The sequence below is a fragment of the Vibrio natriegens NBRC 15636 = ATCC 14048 = DSM 759 genome (assembly GCF_035621455.1).
In the GTDB taxonomy this organism is placed as follows: Bacteria; Pseudomonadota; Gammaproteobacteria; order Enterobacterales; family Vibrionaceae; genus Vibrio; species Vibrio natriegens.
Map to the genome: position 1 here is coordinate 129,139 of NZ_CP141823.1, position 17,477 is coordinate 146,615.

A 17,477-nucleotide genomic window follows, 5' to 3' on the forward strand; every position below is an offset into this window, starting at 1 on the left:
TCTGTCCTCACATTCCCTGGCTTAAAAAACCACGCCAGCTTGGAAGATAACGTTCGCATACGGTGTACATTCACCCGTGCGAATCACTGCTCTGCTTTGTTCAGTGCGAGCTTTAAACGCTTCGTGCGATACATAACTAATTTCAATAGGCTTGCCTGTGCGCTTGCTTTCTTTGCTTAACTCTTCGACCAGTGCGTTATGCAGGTCTGGGTTAACGTCACAAAACTCTTCTGCAAGGATAGCGCCTTCAATCTGTGATTCAGACAAAATCACTCGAACGGTATCAATAAAGCTTGGTACCCCGTGAGTGAGCGCTAAGTCGATTCGTTGCACATGCTCAGGAATTGGCAAGCCAGCATCACAAATGGTGATTTCATCGGTATGACCCAACGTTGCCACCAAGTAAGAAATATCTGAGTTTATAAGGGTACTTTTTTTCATCTCATAGACCTTTCGGTTACACGTTCATAAAACGATAAGCTTCTGCATTAGGATGTTTTGGTTATTTACAGAAAACTCATCGAAACGTTTCGATGCAATAATAGTTCGCAGGAAAAATTTGAAAAGGGAGCGATTTATAAGGTGTGAGAATGATCTGCAATTAAAGCTTCGTCATACATAAAAAGACAACTTTCATCACAACTCCGACATCGAAACGTTTCGATATCGGAGCAATTTCACTTAATTGCATATCTTTAAAAGAGTCAATTGTTGGCAACAAACACGTCTAATTACTGAGAAACAACCCAATTAGGCCATTGAAAAGGATATGCAGCTTCACAATTCTCAGAGAGCTGACAGATTTTCAAGCTCAGTAAACTCAAAATCTAGTTACACTTTGAGAACTTACGTCATCCGTTAACTACCGAATCGGTATGCAACGTTTGTAAGGACACAAACGGAACTGAAGAAAAAGAATGAAATTAAGCAGCAGGGTAATTTTGCTTGTAACGCCAGTGATTTTGTTAAGTGCGGTGGTATCGAGTTACATAATCTATAGCATTCAAAAAGTCACACTCATCAAGCGAGAAGATAGCTATATTCAATTGCAAATGGAGAAACTTGCGGGGCAATTCCGACAAGCGAATGTTTTCCTTCATAGCTACGCTTATACTTTGGGTAAAAGTGACGTTCTACAAGATTATTTAATTAATCACGATAACCCTTACCGTGAGCGAGTTTTGTTTAATCGCTTGGATGAAACAGCGGATGTATTAAGCCATGGCTATCATGGTGATACCAACATGGCTATCCTCAATGGTAAACAAAAACTCCTCTACTACACAGAAAATCAATTTTTTGAATCTTCCGGGTCGATTGATCCTAAAGTAACGGAGTACATTTCAGACAACTTTGCAAAACACGGCGATTATAGCCGTACAGGTTTTATTTATAATTCCAGTGGCCAAAGTATCCTACTTCAATACGATTTGATCGATAAACGCACGGGAGAACACCCGTTAAGTTTCGATCCAAGCAATGCATTTTTTGTTATTGTGACCGTCTCTCTGGAAGCCTTTAGTGATATTAAACACGATATCGAGTTTGACACCCATAGCGTCATTACCTTTTCTGATAAGCCGATTTATCTCGATATTCCTCTTGCTCAAACGATAGAACTGCTGCCGCATTTTTTTGCCATACTCTCTCCAGCAGAATATCTGATGTGGAATAAAGTCGACAAAGTGTGGCTCGAGCTGGCACTTTCATTTGGTATTGCCGCGTTTTGTACCATTACATTGATCGTCCTGGTTTTATATCGAAATGTATTACGTCCTGTTTCTCGACTCGACAGGCAACTTAAGGAACTCGAAGCAAATAAGCGAGATAACATTGAGAAGTTAGAGACTAACGACGAGATAGGCAGGCTTTCATCACGCTTCTTCGATATGTATGAAGAGCTAAGTATCATCTACAAGAAAACGAAACGTCTCGCAGAAACAGACCAATTAACGCAACTTGCTAACCGTCATCGATTCAATCAACTGGTTACTCAAGAGCTCGCCTCTCCTTCTGATTATTTATGGGTCATTTATGTTGATCTGGATAACTTCAAATATGTAAATGACAAATATGGCCATGAGTTGGGGGATTCGTTATTAAAAGTGTTTTCAACCCATATCAAGAATGTGTGTCAAAAGTTCTCTCATCAATATAACAGCCCTTGTTTTGGTGCGCGCCTTTCCGGAGATGAGTTCGCCATTCTACTTAGCTCTAACGAATACGTAGAAAATCTCCCAGATTTACTCGCGACAGAACTGCTAAAACCTATCAATACGCTTAGCCACTCTTGGCCAAATACCTTCCCTGTCACCGCCAGTGTTGGCGTGGCTCGTTTCCCGGAAGACGGTGCAGACATTACAAAACTTCTGTCTAATGCCGATGCCGCAATGTACCAAGCTAAGCGCGCGGGTAAAAACCAATACGCCTATTACTCTGCCGACTTGAATATAGAAGCACAAAGACGAAGCCAAATTGAACGAGCGTTAAGAAAAACCGATGTAGAAAAAGAATTCCGATTAGTTTTTCAACCCTACTTAAGCCGTTACGACAATGAAATTGAAGGCTTAGAAGTATTGCTTCGTTGGGATGCGGAAGGTATCGGGCCAATACCTCCTGCTGAGTTTATCCCTATTGCTGAGCAAACGGGTCTATTCGATAAAGTTGACCGTTGGGTGTTCTCTACTGCAGCAGCCCAATACCATCAATTGAGAAAAATATTTGATAAAGACATTATTTTATCCATCAACCTATCCTCTGCAGAGCTCAACTCCTTAGAAATGGCGGAGTATATCCACACATATACAACTAAGTACGACGTTGATCCTAAGTTTATTGAACTCGAAATTACGGAGACTTTTGCCTCTGACCAACGAGGGACCGCCCTATTAGACGAGCTTTCTAACCTAGGCTATCGACTGGCAATTGATGACTTTGGTTCAGGATATACATCCCTGACCCAGCTTGTTCAGTTCCCGGTGCAAAAAATTAAGTTTGACCGCGAGTTTCTACTCACACTGATGAGAACCAATAATGGGCATGTAATCAAGCCAATTATAGACTTGTGCCACGCCCAGAATAAAACCGTCACCGCCGAGGGAATTGAGCATGACGTGATGCGCCAATGGCTATCTGAATACCAATGCGATTTTATGCAAGGCTATCTTTTTGGTAAGCCAATGAGTATCGAGGAATTGGAAATATGGTGGGAATCATCCAACCACATGATCTTCAATCGACAGAATCATACTCAGACCTTTGCTGGCGGGCTTTCCAAACTAGCCAAATAAGACACTGTAGAATTAGCTCTGTTTCGCATCTAGGGCTTTAGTAACGCGGTTTTTTGACGAAATGGTGGGCATAAAAAATTCACAGGCAAACCTTGTCGCTATGGTTGGCTGCCCCCAGGCACCGCATATATCTTTATTGTTTGCCTTTTCTCTCGTAAATTGCCGACACTGTCCACATTTATTAATCACTTTATCTTCCTACTAGCAAATATCAATGTATTGACGAATATTACTAATCCCCTAACTGAAGTTACCTTCCGCCAGAAAAACTGCACAAGAGAATTAGCTCATAAAAGTCTAGATGGAAAGTAGCACAAGATAAAAAGCGACAGTTTGATATTTCACAACGTTTGTATTCAAAACTAAATTTTGAACACAAACATTTCTGATATAACTCTCTTCCCATGAGCTTATTTGAAAATAAACATTTAACTAAATCTAATATATTTAATTTTACATTGAACTTAATGTATCTTTTAGTCGTCTAAACTCTTTCAACGCAATAGTATCAACCTCTGTTCCTACAGGAGGATTATTCGGCGTATACCAATCAACAGATTCCGCTTCATAACATTCTAAATTACCTTCCCACTCACTAACGATATAGTAATGTATTAGTTGTAATTCAATTGTGGGATGATAAAGAGAACATAGATATACAAATGATTGAGGTGTCACATTCAACTCTTCTTTGAGTTCTCTAAATAATGTTTGCTTCTGGTCCTCACCTGGATCCATATGCCCGCCTGGAATAGCAATAGTTCCAGGATCAGTTTCTTTGTCTTTGGCTCGTGTTTCCAACAATACTTTAGAGTCTTTCACTAATATAAAGGAAACACATTCATGCACTCTCATTTGAACCTCATACTTGTCATCATTTATTCCAATCTATACTGTGCAAGTGTTTGCATTCAAGATTAAACTCATGTTTTGTTACGACTCGGATCACAGAGTGGGATTTTTATTAGCGTTAGATTATTAAAAATAAACGCATTGAAATTTCAGGGATTTTTTAAAATGCGCAATAATTATACATTGTTTTTAATCTGAAGAATTTCATAAACGTCACTACTCACCATTTTATTAGTTAGCAATTTAAGTTATTATTAAATCTGAAGTTTCTCTTGGTAAAAGAAAAACTTTTTAATATCAAAAAGTTAGCATTAAAAGCTAAACATTAATAACATCCCAATGAGTAAGTGCTTAATGTATAACGCTTAATATTGGGAAAGAATATAATTGATGTGCATGTAGTATTACTGAACGCATGAAGCATTCGGCAAATTTGTAACACCTAGAGTTTTATTTGATCAAAATGAAAAAATCATTTTTATTGTTGATATGGACGTTTTTCTCTGTTTCTCCTTTTGCTTTCGCCAAAGATTCGGACGGCAAAGCTCAAGTAGAGAATCAGATTTCTCAACAACAAGTTAGAAAAACATATAAAGACGCTAAGCTAGAAGGCGTTATCGACTTTAAGCTATTTAACGACGCCTATTTAGCTTACAAGAAAACCAAAAAGCGAAAGAAGCCACTACTTACCATCATCGACTACAGCAAACCTTCAACGGATAAGCGATTTTATGTCGTTGATTTAAACAAGAAGCAGCTGATCTACAACACGTATGTTTCTCATGGTGTAAATAGTGGAAAGAAGACCGCGACGAAGTTTTCCAATATCGTGAATTCACGTAAAACTTCTTTGGGTACGTTTTTAACTGATACCACCTATTACGGATCCAATGGCTATTCCCTTCGCTTAGATGGCCTTACTTCTGGACTGAACGACAAGGCTCGTGAACGCTACATCGTCGTACACGGTGCTAAATATGCGAATCCTTCTTTTATTAAAAAGAACGGGTATTTAGGACGCAGTTGGGGTTGTCCGGCTCTGCCAGAGAATCTGTCTCGAGAAATCATCGACACAATTAAAGGCGGCAGTGTCATCTACGCAAGCGCATAATATACGAAAGGGAGCAGTAGCTCCCTTTTATCTTTCTAGTCAGAATACTCTTCCCTGTTTCAATACTGACGCCATTCCTTCAACGTCCCCCCTTAAGATTGTATCGATACTAATCCATTGTTCTGACTAGTTGTCGCTGAGTTTGTATTTTGAAACAATTCAAGTTTAAAATTCCGCTTAGGCAGTGAGAAAAGCCTGTTCATCTATCTTTCCTATCGTTACTATACGAAATCATTCAGATACTGATTAAGCATCAAAGCCCCGAGACAAGTTGCTCGCCGGTGATGAATAAGTATGTAAAATCGGCAACGAATCTTTGATGTATTAGGGTTAATTTTTGCGTTATCTAATTTGTACGTTTTGGCTAATAGCTCTGTCTCTGATCCCAGATTGTATGCCGTCTGCCTATGCGCATGAATATAACAATCACCAAACGAACAATTCGTCCGTTCATTTATCAAAGTGGGCTCAACAATCACTTTTAACGCCAGACTTTGCTTTACCCCAATGGTCTTTAGAAAATAATTCGCCTTCGGTTTCTCATAAGTACTCGCAGCATCATAAACGAGACATATTGGCTCTGGTTTCATGCCGTCGTACTTCTCTGCATGATGATGTACAGAGTTTACGCTTCGAACCCGATTATCAGTTGCTCATCGCTTTTTTATCGCCTCCGTTACTTTCTCTCGCTTGGGTGACACCCCCATTACCTAGAGATAGCTACGGTAAACTTAAAAACCAACGCTCGCTTTATCATCTCCTCGGAACAAGGGAAGCAAATTTACTTTATGTGTTTAAACATGGCCGTGAATACTTGACGAAAGAAAAACAGAGAAATCAAGAAAACGTGTCAACAAGTGACATGGGTACATTTATATTTACCTGAATCCATTCGAGGCCCAAATTATGACCAGATTCGCAATTCCAACTATCTTAACTTTATTACTCACTGCATTCTCCAATGTCGTTTACGCCGACGTAAATCTTGAACAAATGAGCAACGAAGCCCTTTTGGAATGCGCCAATGTTTCGAACGTACAGAATGCCGTACCAGAGCATAGAGCCTCTTTTAGAAACTATTTAATGTCCGTAAGACATTTTAGTTTTAGCACGCTTTCTTCTGCAGAACTGGAGTTTAAAGCAGCAAACAAAAACACAACAGATGTGTTAAAAGTGTATCAGAGCAAGTGTCGTGACCTAGGCGAGCAGCTCTATAGCATCGGGTACTAATTGAAGTTATCGTCCCAAAACGAAAAGGCGCATTCACTGCGCCTTTTTCGATATTAACATTTAAATCTCGCTACTTAGCGCCGTAAGGAAAGTGTTCAAACATCTTCGCAATTTCTTCTGCAATTAGCTCTTCCCTTTTCTCACTGTCCATTGACGTCGTTAATTTACGGCTAGATATCCCTTTCCAAACGACTTGGTTTGCCTTCATATCAACTAATTCGATAACCAAATTACCGTATTTTCGCTCTCTATATCGCTCTGGACTGGAAGTAATCACGCCAAATCGATTCCATCCGTAACCAAAACTGATGTTCGACCCAGAAGAAACAAACTCTGTGTTCTCAACAATGTCATGATGGACATAGATATCACCATCACTCGAAACTTGTGAAAGTCCATTAGCTCCTAATTGAGAGGCAATACTTTGTTCAATACGCCTCGCATCGATGCTTGCGGGCGCACCATTCTGATCTCCAAAATCGAACGTTCTATACGATGAAAAGTCAGCCTGTTTGTCGACATCCGTTGTTACCGTAGTGCATGCGACCATAAACAGCCCCAATGCGCCTAACAAGAACCCTTTCCACATAGATATTCTCCTCTGATTTATCGACAGTATCAGCGTCGCCTTCTTTGTTGTCATTTATACGGCTGAAAACAAAAATGAATCATTATGCTACGACAAGATGTCCAACTCAGTACATTTCCAAATTCGTAAGCAATCTCTCTTTTACTGAATCACGCACTTTAAAATAATTAGATAGACATTATTGAGTCTTAACTAAGAACGCCAAGTGTTCAATATCTGAGGTCTTGTTTCACAAAGTCGTAGCCAATTGGGTGCTGATTTTCTTAAGAGAATTACCCACCAGCACTAGAATTGAGTACCTTCGCATCATCTTGAGTGATTTTTACGCAATCGACAAACAATTGAAGAGAAAAGACTTTTCTTTTCGAATTAATGTGGCATATTAGATGAGTCCTTTCGATGCGCGGGCATCGTATAATGGCTATTACCTCAGCCTTCCAAGCTGATGATGCGGGTTCGATTCCCGCTGCCCGCTCCAATGTATTCCCTTTGTATCGTATTTTCCAACATATTGAAAACATAGCGCTCTACTGCGTAATCGTGTGTATCCGCTTGTTATTTACAGCCCTATTTCTTAGCTCATCAAATTCAGTTGAGACCAAATTGAGACCATGTTGAGACCAGACCGAATTTCTGAACTTGATTTTAACATGACCACAATTTGTTAACTCTTCATCAGCTCAATATTAAGAATACTAATCTGAATTCTTGTCTTCTTGAACTTCGAGAAGATCACCCACACTACAATTCAAATAAAGACATATTTTTTCGAGTGTATCGAAATCAATCCGATTATTTGTTTCGTGAAATAGTCGATTTACTGTACTTCTATTGATCCCAGTATCCCTCACTACATCTGCAATTTTTAGCTTCTTGGCTCCAAGTAAAGTTGATAGATGACACTTAATCATTTCCTATAAGACCTTAAATGTTTCGCTAAAGATACAAAATGGTGTTGACAAGCTTCTTTTATCATCATATTGTATCCCTAGAGCTACAAAACGTAGCGTATAAGATAGGAAATGATTATGACATACACATACCTCACAACTGAAGAGTTATCTTCAGTTATCAAGTACGACAAGCGTGTTATTCGTGAACAACTTAAAGATTCAGTTCTGTTCGAAGGAATTCATTATATTCGCCCGTTTGGTGGAAGGAAGATTTTCTTTATCTGGGAACGTGTTGAAGAAGAAATGCTGAATGGAGTTTCCAGTGAATCAATCTTACTAGGACACTAAGAGGAGATTAAATATGGGTAGTATCAATTCACGAAGTGGACGTCTCTTTCTGGACTTCCGATACAAAGGGCATCGCTGTAGAGAATATACAAAGTTGCCTGACACAAAAGCAAACCGGAGACGAGTGTCTCGTTTGCTCAAAATCATCGAAGCAGAAATCATGATTGGTAATTTCGAATATGCAAAGTATTTCCCTGAAAGCAAACTTGTAGCGAAATTTGCTAATACTGAAGAACGGAAACGTCAGGCAAAAGCCTACTTTGAAGCAATAGACTCACCAAAGCTCCATGAATTTGCTGATATCTGGATGTCTGAGAAAAAAGTCGAATGGCGTAAAGGCCATTACCAAGATGTAGAAGGCATTCTAAATAAGTACATCATTCCCATGTTCGGGAATAAGAAGATCAGCGCCATCAATAAACAGCAAATCTTAAGCTTTCGATCTACACTCGCCAAAGTCCCAGGTCGAAAAGGTAAAGAGCTAAGCCCTTCCCGCATCAATCATATTATGACGCCACTAAGAGTCATGTTGAATGAAGCCGCTGATCGTTATGAGTTTACTTCCCCATGGAGAAATATTAAAGCATTAAAAGTCGGACGTACTGAAGTTGACCCATTTAACCTTCAAGAAGTTGAGCAAGTTATTACTCACGCTCCTGAAGAATATAAAACGTATTACATCATGCGCTTTTTTACTGGACTGCGTACCGGTGAGATTGACGGCCTGATGTGGAAAGATGTCGACCTAAACAACAAGACTATTACTGTTAATCAGAGTCTAGTGCGTGGCGAACTGTCAGATTTAAAAACGGATGGATCATATCGAGTAGTCATGCTCACAGATAGAGTAGTCGAAGCCCTCAAGGAGCATAAGAAAACAGCTCACCTAAAGGATAAGTTTGTTTTTACCAATAATAAACGGCAGCCTTTGAACTACCAAAGTGTATCCAAGTCGGTATGGTACCCGACCCTTCGTCAGGCGAAGCTAAGGCCAAGAAACCCATATCAGACACGACACACTTACGCGACATTGCTGTTGGCTTCTGGGGAGGCTCCTGAATGGATTGCAAACCAAATGGGACACACTACTACAACCATGTTGTTTCGAGTTTACTCTCGTTATGTGCCAAACCTAACCCGGCGTGATGGTAGTGCTTTTACTAACTTTTTGTTAAATGGTGGTGAGCTATGAAGTATTCTCTTCTCGCTGTTCACTGTACCAGTCTCTGTTTCGATGTAATTCAGCAGACGTCATTTAAGACTTTAAACCACGATGATATTGATGGGTTCCATGATGACATTTATTTACTTATACGGGAAAGAACATCGCTACAGCCCAGAAGTTACCAGCATGAACATCAGTTTTTATGTTGTGTCACACGAGGCGTTCTTAGTGTGCTTCATCAATGCCTTAATAACCCAGAAGCCCGTGATTCAGTCTGGATTTTATCAGCATTGGAATCTCGTATTGGCCTGTCAGTAAAAACGATTCTGCACTAAACCTATTCACCATAATTTTGTGCGCACAAAACGTCTTTTAACTGTGCGCACAGACTTTTCAAAACGGTTCCAACAGGTGTGTAAACATGCAAAAATAATCACTTGGTCATCGATTGAGATTTTGAATCCATGTAGAACATCCTTAGCACCCTCTAAAGCTGATTTAATTACTTTAAAAGGTACGCTAATGAGTTCCGTCAATTTCCCTCGGTAATTATTGTAATGACAAAGTCGCTTGGTAATTAAGGTACGACAGATTCGCTTGGTGATCACAGTGAACACTTACCTCATCTCAACTCGTTTTTGGACAAAACCTTGTCAGTGACTTTCCTAAATTAGCATTTAACGGATTACCTTAGATATTGCAATCTCTAACCGACTAGCCGAATTCAGTTATCCACTACAGACTGTGTTGAATATAGAATAGCCGAAAACATCATCTAATAATTCGTTGCGCCCCTTGCCCTCGCTCATATAGTCCATCCTCTGGGTTAAATAGTTGACACTTCTTCATACTCAAACAACCACATCCGATACACCCAGAGAGGTTATCTTTTAGTGACTGGATCTTTACCATTTTTTTGTCAAGATCTTGCTGCCACTTCTTCGCAACTCTATCCCAATCTTGTTTAGTAGCTGTTTTGTTCATAGGTAAGGTACTTAACTCATGCGTTATTTCTTCTAGGGTAAACCCTACTGACTGTGCCACTTGAATAAGTGCGACTCTACGTAGCATAGAAGGTAAGTAACGACGTTGATTACCATTGGTTCGAAAAGATGTGATCAACTGTTTGGTCTCATAAAAACGTAAAGCCGATGTCGCTACACCACTGCGTTCTGATAACTGCCCAACGGTAAGGTAATCATTTCTAATCATAATTATTCTAACTTTTGTTAATTTATCGCTTTACTTAAAGTTAACTTTAACTTTTATACTCCCTCCAAATATGAAATTCAACACATAAAGGAATATGATCATGCTGAAATCCCCCCCCATGAGTGAAGAGAGGCAAAAACGCTGGTCGGCAGATACGCTACCAACGAGCATCTCAATTCCTGTACCTAAAAACTAGCGCTAGATGGTATGAAAATTGATGTTGATGCCGTTGCTTTTAAATCGGCTTAGCCAGTACGCCATAATCCGTTCCAACTTTTCATACAGCTCAACCTATTGAGCTACATTTGGATTTTTTACTATGCTTAAAAACTATTTCACTTTGATCGCAATTGGGCTGATTTGGGGATCACAATTTATTTTTCAGGAAACTGCACTAGAAACATTCACGCCTATATGGATAGGCACATTACGTGCGGTATTCGGTGCAACAACCCTGTTTTTTATATGTCGTATCATGGGAATTTGCAGTAATAGTAAACAGTGGAAACTCTATACTGTAATCGGTTTTCTTGAAGCAACTGTTCCTTTCGTTCTCGTACCTTTTGCTCAAAAAGAGTTGAGTAGTTCAGTGACTGCAATTTTAATGGGAACATTACCCTTTTACGCACTTCTTCTTGCGCCACTATTTATTAGGAATACAAAGATTACCAAAGGAAACCTGTTCAGTATAACCATCGGTTTTTTTGGTTTAGTTGTACTTTTCTACCCTGACCTAATTTCAACATCTCAAAGGATTGATCCTGTCAGCGTGCTAGCTGTCTTACTTGCCGCAGTATGCTTTGCAATTGCTTTGCTATTGCTAAACCGTGTTCAAAAAGAGCATCCTCTGATAGTCGCAAGAAATGTTCTGACCATGGCGAGCATTCAACTGATCATTGTCGCTCTCATAACAACGACGACAATGACATATAAGGCACCATCGCCGAGCACTTTTATAGCTGTAATCTATCTTGGTGTCATGTGCGCGGGAGTTGTCTATTACTTATATATGACTAGTGTCAAGAATGCAGGTGCTGTTTTTACGTCAATGACTAACTACCTCGTGCCTGCTGTAGGTGTATTAATCGCTGCGCTGGTCACCAATGAAAGCATTCAGGCTACAACTTGGCTGGCTCTTGGTATTATTTTATCAGCTCTTCTATTGAATCAAATGGTCGCAAAGTATGAACAGAGAACTTAGTGGGAATGTTTAGGCTATTATTGCCACTTTTTAGTAAAACAAAACGCTCGATGTACTTCATCGGGCGTGTGTAGCTTAAAGCCTTATCTAATCTTACTTGATTATAGATTTCTCTATCCATCAATCTAACTTGTTCCAAATGGCTTAGGTTCAAATAATAAAACTGAAAGCGTTCCACCTCAAAAGTGATACTTATTAGTTTTGGTAATATTTGTAGTGAATTCCGAAACAAACTTTGGGGCATTTTTGATTCAGACTGATTTGTGCAGCAGGCTGCTGCACAATTAGGCCAGATGGAAGTTGTTGCAAATTATGCAACAGTCCAACTTCCGAGACTTTCTCGGTAGTTGATTGATAAGCAATGTGCACATTTTGCACACTAGTGAGTGCTATTAGAGCAATCTACACCAAAGTTTTCATCTGGAAGGTCTTGCTCATCATCGAACATTACAATGCTTCGACGATGCTCCTTTAGAGCAGATAACGCAACTTGAAAACAACTTTCACACATATCAAGGTGGTGAGTAATACCGTCCCTTTTTGACCCAAATCCCCAGTTAGCAGTCAGTTCACCAACCTCTTCTAACTGAACGCCATTTGAATCGACCATCACGCTAGCACCACATATATCACAATGTCGATCAACAACGACCTCTATCATTTTTTGTCCATAAACTTTCATTGTGAACTCCTGTCGCTAATAAGATTAATCATTACTTGGATGTTAGCCAGTACTAAATAACGACTAAGTAGTAGCTGAAAATTATAGCTGCCCTATAGGCAACTGAACAATTACCAAAGTCACTGACATTATCATCGTGACTCAGCAAAGTATCCGCTTATGTAGCCACGTTAAACGTATTAGCAAAACTAAGTCATGTGACTGAGCATCAGAGAACAGGCTCAATTGACGCTGGCACACAATGGTGCAGAGATTTGCCAGCAAGGATCGTGCTGAAAAGCCCCTGAACAAAATATTATCATCAGATAAAGGGTATCAATTTCAATAGATATACGCTGATTTGTATTTTATTTTTCAATGACAATCGGCCTAATCATACCTGTATATGAGATGAAATAAAATTTGACACCTTTTTCTTTCGACAAGCAATTTATATTGGACTATTACAATGCGTTATCAAAAGCAAGTAAATACAACATTCTTCTCTTACTAGAACAGGTTTTTCATGGAAGAAAAACCATAATGAATTATATGTTATTCGCTAAACTGGCTTTTAATTTCATCACATGCCTTCAGCCACGCCTCAAAGCCACCTTTTTCTTTAATAATATCTTGGGCAGTACGGGTAAATGTATCAGGTGTTGCAATAGTACGATTAATATCTATGAGCCTTTGATCAAGTTTATAGCCAGCTAACCCTGTTGCACCTCGTAATGTATGAGTTACAAGTTCTCTCGACTGCTCATCTGTCATTCCTTTGCTCTGAAACCACCCACTTAATTCCGCCATAAAAGCAAACAAAACACCATTTATAACAGCAGCAACACCAGCAAGATCATAGTCTGATTCAGAATCAAACACCATTAGCTTGCCTATTGGGTTAAGTATAGATTGCGCTGTTGAATTTTGAGGAAACAAAGGCACTACGCCTTCACCAACTTCTACAGATGCTAGAGGTTGTGTCCTAACTATGGTTGTATTGGGAAGTAGTGTTTGTAAACGTTTCAGTGAAATTCCTGCTATACATGAAATAAGCAAATGGTCTGAAGTCGGGGCTATTTCAGTTACTAAATCTTTCAACTTGTCAGGCCTAACCGCTAGTAAAACAGCCGTACATTCATCAATAACAGCCTGATTATTAGCCGCAATATCACAGCCATAAGATGATTTAAGAAAAGCTGCTTGCTCCTGGTTACGAGGTGATAATATAATTTTCCGATTGTCCCCAGATCGACGAAGTGCTGCAACTACATAACCTGCTAGATGCCCTACCCCTAAGATCCCTATAGGTTCAGCCATTACCCCTCCATCAATTTTCTATTATTAAAGCCATTTTTATTACTCAAACACTACAGTAATTATATAGAGACTTAAAGTTTTTATAGGGGTAGCTCTAATAAATCACTCGCTCCTAGCTTGCTATCAATATCTAGGTTTAGCAGGTACTCCAAACTGTCGAATTAGCGTTCGCCGTCAGTCATAGTCTCGTTTTGGTGGTACGGATGTTGGTTCGTTTTTACTTAAATTAGGCCGGAGAGTATTTAATTCTTAGAGAAACTATACTTAGTTGTAATCAGGTGTTGTGTTTAGTGTTGCAAACCTAAAAGTGAACTATAGTGAGGCTTTGTAAGGCAATACGGATATGTAAACACTCGCCTGAAACATGTTGGCTACAAGGCGTATATGAATGGGATATCCCGCCTTGTAACCGACACATAGATAAAGAATTACATTATGCAACTGCTACCTGAGGGAGTTCACTACGAGAAAATGCTGTAAGCACACCTTGTAATACAGCTGCAGATGTATCTTCACCTATAGTTACGCTACAGTATTTTTCCCCATTGATAACTAGAGCGATACAAGCTTGAGCCTGAGCATTTGTACCTTCAGATAGAGCACATTCATCTAAGTGTGATACACGAATATCGAATCCAAATTGCGCTTCCAATGCATTGACTAAAGCTTCAACGATGCCTTTTCCTTCACCAAATAGTGCAGAAGCAATAGCTGGAATACAAAACTCTCCTGATACCTTGCCATCGCGTGTATGCACATCATAACCATCTAGAATCCATTGTGAATTTCGGTCTGTAAAGTATTTGTCAAAGATAGATTTGATTTCCAATGAAGTTATTTCTGCACCACTTTTTTCAGTACTTTCTTGAACCACTTTGCTGACTTCAGAATGCATCCATTTTGGCAAACTAATGTTGTAGTCACGCTCTAAGATAAGAGCCACTCCCCCCTTGCCACTTTGACTGTTAATTCGAACTACGGCTTCATAATCTCGACCTATATCGCGTGGGTCAATCGGCAGATAGGCAACTTGCCAATGAGGTAGCTGATGTTTCTCATGATATTGCATAGACTTACGAATCGCATCTTGATGACTTCCCGAAAAAGCCGTGTACACTAATTCACCAACCCACGGATGTCGAGGAGATACATGCAATTCAGTGCAATACTCTACCGTTTCAATAATCTCTTTAACGTTAGAAAAATCAAGTTCGGGATTAACACCTTGAGAATATAGATTCATGGCCATGGTAACGATATCCATATTACCAGTGCGTTCTCCGTTACCTAACAAAGTACCTTCAATTCTATCTGCTCCGGCCATAACACCAAGTTCTGCGGCAGCCACACCACAACCTCGGTCATTATGGGTATGAAGGCTAATCTCTACTAAATCACGATCGTTTACTTTACGGCAAAAATACTCAACTTGGTCAGCAAATATATTTGGTGTCGACATTTCTACCGTAGCCGGCAGATTAAGAATCACGCGGCGGCCACTTTTTGGTTGCCATTCTTGGATAACAGCATTACATACCTCAACCGCATAGTCCATTTCTGTGCCTGTAAAGCTTTCAGGTGAGTATTGAAATGCCCAAGATGTTTCCGGGTACTGTTCCGAGTATTCGCGAACCCAACGTGCACCCTGTATCGCTATATCTTTGATCCCAGCTTTATCTTTACCAAATACTTGCTCGCGTTGTACCTGCGATGTTGAATTGTATACGTGAACAATTGCATTTTTTGCTCCTTTCAATGCTTTATATGAACGGGCAATAAGCTCTTCACGCGCTTGAGTCAATATTTGGATCGTAACATCATCAGGAATCAAGTTATTGTCAATTAGTGAACGTACAAAGTCGAAATCGGGCTGAGACGCCGAAGGAAAGCCAACCTCAATTTCTTTAAAGCCCAGTTTAACTAATAACTTAAACAGACGTGTTTTTTTCTCTACATCCATTGGATTAATAAGTGCTTGGTTCCCATCTCTCAGATCAACACTGCACCAGTTCGGTGCTTGAGTGATAACTTGATCTGGCCATGTGCGATCAGTTAAACAAATCGGCTGAAAAGGGCGGTATTTGTTGTAGTTAAACATGCTGTGGATTCCTGAATAAAGTTTAGATGGAGCTAGATACGAACAGTCAATCTTCTTATAACGCTGACATCAAGGTTATTGCCATAGAAAACAGTCTAATAAAGATGGAGCACAATAGGTTTGCGTAGTTAAGTGAGAAAAGAACATTTTTAGCAAAAATAGCTAACAAAATAACAATATTGTTTGTATTATATTGCTACTATACCTTTTATAAGGAAATAAAATGCAACTTGACCGTTATGACATAAAGATTTTGTCTGAATTACAGAAAGATGGCTCTCTCTCAAATCAAGAGCTGGCTGATCGTATCGGTTTGACGGCTGCTCCATGCTCGCGCCGAGTGCATCAGCTTCAGGATAATGGTGTTATCGAAGGCTATTCCGCTCGCGTGAATGAAAGACAAGTGGGACTGAATCTTATAGCTCTTCTTTACATTAGTATGGATAAGCATATTCCAGAACGTTTTGCTACTTTCGAACAAGCAATAGCTGAAATACCTGAAGTAACTGAGTGTAATTTAATCACAGGCCACGATGCCGATTATCAGCTAAAAGTTGCGGTTGCAGATATGGATAGTTATCACGATATTCTTTTGGGGAAAATCACCCGTATTCAAGGTGTTTCGGGCGTAAACTCGTCTTTTATCATGCGAAAAGTTATCGACTCAACCGCCTTACCACTGCACTATGTAAAGAAAGAAAAGTAAGATTGAATAGCCTCCGAGTCAGTAGTCACTAATTAGTCCACATTACACATTCATCTTAACGTATTCTTTTGGAGTTACCCCCATGATTCTTTTAAACATAGATATAAACGCCGACGAACTGGAATAGCCAAGCTCGAGGGCAATGGTTTCGATGCTATCCCCCAGTTCTAATCGATCCATGGCTTGAAGCACTTTAAGTTTTTGCTTCCACTCTGTTAGCGACATTCCCAACTCTTTGTTGCTCTTACGCATTAAAGTACGCTCGGTAACGTAAACATGGGCTGCCAACGTTTTAATGGGGATGTCTTGATCTAGATTATTTTCGATGTAATTGAGGACTCTAGATAACATTGCATCTTCTGTCGAAGGTAAAAAGCTCTCAATGGAATTAGACAGCTTAAGTTGATCGTAGATAACTCGGATTAAGCGGGTTTGCTCTTCTGAGTAGGGCGATGAAGGTACAAATTTTTTTAAATGCTCAAGTGCCGAGCGAACCAATGGTGTGACTTGCAGAGCACATACTCTGTTTGGTAATACGCTGGCATAACTCTTCTCGATATATAAAGAGCAGTGAGTTGCCTCATATTGGTTGGAACCTTGGTGCTCTATTCCAGGGGGAAGCCAAATCCCATACTGTGATGGCGCTAAGTAGGTCCGTCGACCAATTCTCACTTCCATAACGCCATTGTAAGAATAGACAAACTCCCCCCAAGGATGGCTGTGGTTTGGATAACTTGAGTTAGCAGGCACTTGTGCAACACGAAAATACATCGGCTCTGGGGTGTGGCTTTGAAAAGGGGC

Annotated in this window: 17 protein-coding genes and 1 tRNA gene; 9 read left to right on the top strand and 9 right to left on the bottom strand. The window is 39.8% G+C overall.

Going from position 1 to position 17,477, the window contains the following annotated elements:
* Window positions 1-21 precede the first annotated feature (21 nt).
* Window positions 22-441, bottom strand: coding sequence for a D-ribose pyranase (rbsD, locus tag VER99_RS15145; RefSeq protein ID WP_020334732.1), 420 nt, complete (start codon window positions 439-441; stop codon window positions 22-24).
* A 476-nt stretch (window positions 442-917) separates the two neighbouring features.
* Here rbsD and VER99_RS15150 point away from each other — a divergent pair, with 476 nt between their 5' ends.
* Complete coding sequence (locus VER99_RS15150; RefSeq protein ID WP_020334731.1) at window positions 918-3,290, top strand: EAL domain-containing protein; 2,373 nt, start codon at window positions 918-920, stop codon at window positions 3,288-3,290.
* A 453-nt stretch (window positions 3,291-3,743) separates the two neighbouring features.
* On the opposite strand, the gene VER99_RS15155 is transcribed toward VER99_RS15150, so the two are convergent.
* On the bottom strand, window positions 3,744-4,145 hold the full coding sequence (locus VER99_RS15155; protein ID WP_020334729.1) for an NUDIX hydrolase: 402 nt from the start codon (window positions 4,143-4,145) through the stop codon (window positions 3,744-3,746).
* Between the two features lie 460 nt (window positions 4,146-4,605).
* Here VER99_RS15155 and VER99_RS15160 point away from each other — a divergent pair, with 460 nt between their 5' ends.
* Window positions 4,606-5,253 carry a murein L,D-transpeptidase catalytic domain family protein gene (locus VER99_RS15160; RefSeq protein ID WP_014234049.1) on the top strand — a complete coding sequence of 216 codons (648 nt, stop codon included), beginning with the start codon at window positions 4,606-4,608 and terminating at the stop codon, window positions 5,251-5,253.
* Window positions 5,254-6,159: 906 nt separating this feature from the next.
* Window positions 6,160-6,483: a hypothetical protein gene (locus tag VER99_RS15165; RefSeq protein ID WP_014234047.1), complete on the top strand. Its 324-nt coding sequence runs from the start codon at window positions 6,160-6,162 to the stop codon at window positions 6,481-6,483.
* A gap of 70 nt (window positions 6,484-6,553) precedes the next feature.
* On the opposite strand, the gene VER99_RS15170 is transcribed toward VER99_RS15165, so the two are convergent.
* Entirely contained in the window at window positions 6,554-7,072 is a 519-nt protein-coding gene (locus VER99_RS15170) for a DUF4136 domain-containing protein (protein WP_020334727.1), read from the bottom strand.
* 403 nt (window positions 7,073-7,475) lie between these two features.
* Here VER99_RS15170 and VER99_RS15175 point away from each other — a divergent pair.
* Window positions 7,476-7,550, top strand: a tRNA-Gly gene (locus tag VER99_RS15175).
* Window positions 7,551-7,767: 217 nt separating this feature from the next.
* On the opposite strand, the gene VER99_RS15180 is transcribed toward VER99_RS15175, so the two are convergent.
* A complete protein-coding gene (locus tag VER99_RS15180) occupies window positions 7,768-7,983 on the bottom strand; it encodes a helix-turn-helix domain-containing protein (protein WP_020334726.1) in 216 nt (71 codons plus the stop codon).
* Window positions 7,984-8,100: 117 nt separating this feature from the next.
* On the opposite strand from VER99_RS15180, the gene VER99_RS15185 reads away from it, so the two are divergent.
* The 3 genes from VER99_RS15185 to VER99_RS15195 all read left to right on the top strand — a co-directional run bounded on the left by VER99_RS15185 (window position 8,101) and on the right by VER99_RS15195 (window position 9,796).
* Window positions 8,101-8,313, top strand: a complete 213-nt coding sequence (locus tag VER99_RS15185; RefSeq protein WP_020334725.1) for a hypothetical protein — start codon at window positions 8,101-8,103, stop codon at window positions 8,311-8,313.
* A gap of 13 nt (window positions 8,314-8,326) precedes the next feature.
* On the top strand, window positions 8,327-9,505 hold the full coding sequence (locus VER99_RS15190; RefSeq protein WP_024372947.1) for a site-specific integrase: 1,179 nt from the start codon (window positions 8,327-8,329) through the stop codon (window positions 9,503-9,505).
* Window positions 9,506-9,604: 99 nt separating this feature from the next.
* Window positions 9,605-9,796, top strand: coding sequence for a hypothetical protein (locus tag VER99_RS15195; protein WP_155521830.1), 192 nt, complete (start codon window positions 9,605-9,607; stop codon window positions 9,794-9,796).
* Between the two features lie 453 nt (window positions 9,797-10,249).
* On the opposite strand, the gene soxR is transcribed toward VER99_RS15195, so the two are convergent.
* Window positions 10,250-10,690, bottom strand: coding sequence for a redox-sensitive transcriptional activator SoxR (soxR, locus tag VER99_RS15200; RefSeq protein ID WP_020334723.1), 441 nt, complete (start codon window positions 10,688-10,690; stop codon window positions 10,250-10,252).
* Window positions 10,691-11,009: 319 nt separating this feature from the next.
* On the opposite strand from soxR, the gene VER99_RS15205 reads away from it, so the two are divergent.
* A complete protein-coding gene (locus tag VER99_RS15205; protein ID WP_020334720.1) occupies window positions 11,010-11,891 on the top strand; it encodes a DMT family transporter in 882 nt (293 codons plus the stop codon).
* A 379-nt stretch (window positions 11,892-12,270) separates the two neighbouring features.
* Here VER99_RS15205 and VER99_RS15210 read toward each other — a convergent pair whose 3' ends face one another.
* From VER99_RS15210 to leuA, 3 genes are all read right to left on the bottom strand, one after another.
* On the bottom strand, window positions 12,271-12,573 hold the full coding sequence (locus VER99_RS15210; protein ID WP_020334718.1) for a hypothetical protein: 303 nt from the start codon (window positions 12,571-12,573) through the stop codon (window positions 12,271-12,273).
* A 534-nt stretch (window positions 12,574-13,107) separates the two neighbouring features.
* Entirely contained in the window at window positions 13,108-13,872 is a 765-nt protein-coding gene (locus VER99_RS15215; protein ID WP_020333888.1) for an NAD(P)-binding domain-containing protein, read from the bottom strand.
* A 433-nt stretch (window positions 13,873-14,305) separates the two neighbouring features.
* Window positions 14,306-15,970, bottom strand: coding sequence for a 2-isopropylmalate synthase (gene leuA, locus VER99_RS15220; protein ID WP_020333887.1), 1,665 nt, complete (start codon window positions 15,968-15,970; stop codon window positions 14,306-14,308).
* Between the two features lie 223 nt (window positions 15,971-16,193).
* Between leuA and VER99_RS15225 the strand changes: the two genes are divergently transcribed.
* A complete protein-coding gene (locus tag VER99_RS15225; RefSeq protein ID WP_020333886.1) occupies window positions 16,194-16,676 on the top strand; it encodes an Lrp/AsnC family transcriptional regulator in 483 nt (160 codons plus the stop codon).
* Between the two features lie 42 nt (window positions 16,677-16,718).
* Here the strand turns inward: VER99_RS15225 and VER99_RS15230 are convergent, their stop codons facing one another.
* Window positions 16,719-17,447, bottom strand: coding sequence for an AraC family transcriptional regulator (locus VER99_RS15230; RefSeq protein WP_236614653.1), 729 nt, complete (start codon window positions 17,445-17,447; stop codon window positions 16,719-16,721).
* Window positions 17,448-17,477: the final 30 nt, after the last annotated feature.